Genomic DNA, 2,748 nt, shown 5'->3' on the forward strand with positions numbered 1-2,748 from the left:
TACCGCACAGCTATTCGACAGCGACTGCCGGGTTATCGCCAGAAATGCAAAGTGATTTTACCTCGTCTCCCAATGAGCTGCTTCGGAGATTCGAAAGGAACGGGCGTCTGTACCTGTCGCTGAATGATTGCCTGCTGATTGCGTCGCATCGCAGCCACGACATCCTTCTCACCCAAGAAGCCCTTAGTCAAGCCGAGGAAAAGATAACTCAAGCCAGGGCGGCCATGCTTCCTTTTTTGGGGGCGGAGGCATCCTACGCACGACTGGACAAGGAACTGAGTTTTGCAATGGGACCGCAATCACTGACCTTTATGGACCGCGATCTTTACAAGGCGGGGATCGTAATCCAGCAGCCCATTTTCCTGGGTGGCCGGCTGGATGCGGCGTACAAGGCATCGCAGTATTCGCGGGACGCCCAGGCCCAAGGGAAAAAAGCCATCGAAGAGGAACTCACTTTCCAGGTTACGCGCGCTTACCGGACCGTGCAGGTGGCCGAGGCATTTCAGAAAGTCGCCGCAGAGGCCCACGATCTACTTGCAGTACACGAACACGATGTTACCATACTGGTGGAAAAGGGAACGAATCCGGAAATCGACCTTCTGCGCACCCGCACGGAATTGGCCAATACCCGAACGGAGCTGAATGCGGCCGATAACGCAGTTGATTTGGCTCACTCTGCCCTGAAAAACTTGCTGGTCATCCCACTTGAAGAATCGGTCAGTTTGACAGAGGCCTTGGGGCGGCCTCTGAAGCCGGAAGACGATCTTTCTCATCTCACCAAATTGGCCCTCGATCGACGTCCGGAGATTTCGGCAATCACTTTCAAAATTGCCGCTGTAGAGCAGGGGCTCAGGGCGGCGAAAGGAGAATATATGCCTTCCGTTGCCCTGGAAGGGCGATACGAATACATGAAAGGCGATACCCGGGATCTGGAAGGTGGAGACCACTGGACGGTTGGAATGGTGGCGCAGCTTCCCCTCTGGAATTGGGGGAAGACAGGGGCCAGGGTCAGAGAGGCGAGCTCCCAACTTGCACAGGCAAGAATTGAGCATGATAAAACAAAAGACCGCATTCGGCTTGAGGTGCGCCAGGCCTTTCTCAACCTTGGGAAAGCGGAAAAGAATATCGAGGCGGCCGAGAGTGCGCTAAAGACGGCCAGGGAGGCCTATCGCCACGCACGGGTCAGATACCGGGCGGGAGAAGGCACAAATACCGATGTGTTGGATGTCCGGACGTCCTTGACTCGAACTGAAGCGACTCACACCCAGGCTCTTTATGACTACAACGTTGCGCTCGCTGCCATTCAGAGAGCAGTGGGTGCAAAGGTCGTGAAGGAATCTGACATCAAGGGAGAGGAACCTGCCAAATGAAGCGAAAATCAGCATATATCATGATTGCCGTTTCCGTTGTTGTAATTGCAATCATTGTGTTTCAAGTTTTCAGCAAACAAAAGCAAAAAGACATCGATGTGCAGGCGGTCGATAAAGCGCTGCCGGTCACAATCGCGGCTGTTGTTCAACATGAGTTTCGCGAAGAGATCAGTGCTGTCGGCACGCTGAAAGCCCGAGAGGTAAGCCCGCTGAGTCCCAAAGTGGCAGGGACCGTAACAGGGGTTCTGGTTGATGTCGGGGATCGCGTTAAAAGCGGTCAGGTCGTGATCCGATTGGACAGGACGAACCTCGATCTTGCGGTCAAACAGGTGCGGGCAGCCCTTGCGGCTGCGGAAGCAGCGATTCTACAGGCTAACGCTCAGTTTGAACGGGCCGAGAAGGATTACATCAGAGCAACGGAACTGCTGAAAGAAAGGGTCATTCCGCAAAGCCGCTTTGATGCGGTGGAGGCGGCCTTTAAAACCGCCAGGGAGACAGTATCTTCTGTTACGGCACAACGTAACCAGGCAAAGGCCGCCTTGGGTTCCGCCCTGGAACATCTCAACGATACCGACATCCGCTCACCGATTACCGGCGCCGTCGTGGAAAGAAATGTGGAAATAGGTCAGGCGGTTGCGCCCGGAGTCCAACTCCTTCGTATTGTGGATCAGACATCTCTGAAAGCGGATATCGATTTGCCCGAGGGAGACATCGGGCGCGTTGCCATTGAAGCCACTGCCATGATCACGGTTGATTCTTTTCCAGGAGAGGAGTTCTCCGGAAAAGTGATTGTTATCAATCCGATGGTGGATCGTCAGACGCGCACCTTTCGCGTGAGGATTCAAGTGCCCAATCAGGCGGGCAAGCTCGTGGACGGGATGTTTGCCAAGGTGAAGTTGTTCATGGGCAAACGACGGACCCTTTCCGTCCCGCGCGATGCCCTGCAGCGCCTCCCTGGAAGCGGCACGTATTACGTCTTCGTTGTGGACGGAAAAAAGGCGGTTAGGCGAACCCTTCAGGTGGGCGTCATAGAGGAACAACTCGCTGAAGTGCGTGATGGTTTGGCTCACGGCGAAAAGGTGGTCACCAGCGGAGCGGGTCGATTGCGTACCGGCGCTGAGATAATCGTGCGGGATCTTACGAACAAGAATGAAACGGATAAGTCCCAGGGGTCAACTTCTCAAGAAGATCGGCGGTGAGTATGTCAGACCATAACTCGGGTTTTCCGAAAAATATCGGTCTGGCGCTGGGCAGCGGTTCCGCGCGGGGATGGGCCCATATCGGTGTAATACGGGCGCTGGCCGACGCAGGCATAGAAGTCAAGTGTATAGCCGGAACCAGCATTGGTTCTTTGGTAGGGGCCGCGTTTGCCCTCAAC

3 protein-coding genes are annotated in these 2,748 nt (G+C 55.0%); all 3 read left to right on the forward strand.

The window, feature by feature from the left end:
- A partial coding sequence (locus tag PHO67_09015; protein ID MDD5547277.1) for a TolC family protein occupies positions 1 to 1,370 on the forward strand: 1,370 nt, incomplete at its 5' end.
- Positions 1,367 to 2,569: an efflux RND transporter periplasmic adaptor subunit gene (locus tag PHO67_09020; GenBank protein ID MDD5547278.1), complete on the forward strand. Its 1,203-nt coding sequence runs from the start codon at positions 1,367 to 1,369 to the stop codon at positions 2,567 to 2,569. The genes PHO67_09015 and PHO67_09020, both read left to right, overlap by 4 nt.
- 2 nt (positions 2,570 to 2,571) lie before the next feature.
- Positions 2,572 to 2,748, forward strand: a 177-nt coding sequence (locus PHO67_09025; protein MDD5547279.1) for a patatin-like phospholipase family protein, incomplete at its 3' end; no start/stop codon positions are given.

It is taken from the genome of Candidatus Omnitrophota bacterium (assembly GCA_028716565.1).
Classification (GTDB): Bacteria; Omnitrophota; Gorgyraeia; order Pluralincolimonadales; family Pluralincolimonadaceae; genus Pluralincolimonas.

Bases quoted from the DNA above. Each gene is read 5' to 3' on its own strand.
- PHO67_09020 (MDD5547278.1), top strand. From the start codon at position 1,367: ATGAAGCGAAAATCAGCATATATCATGATTGCCGTTTCCGTTGTTGTA.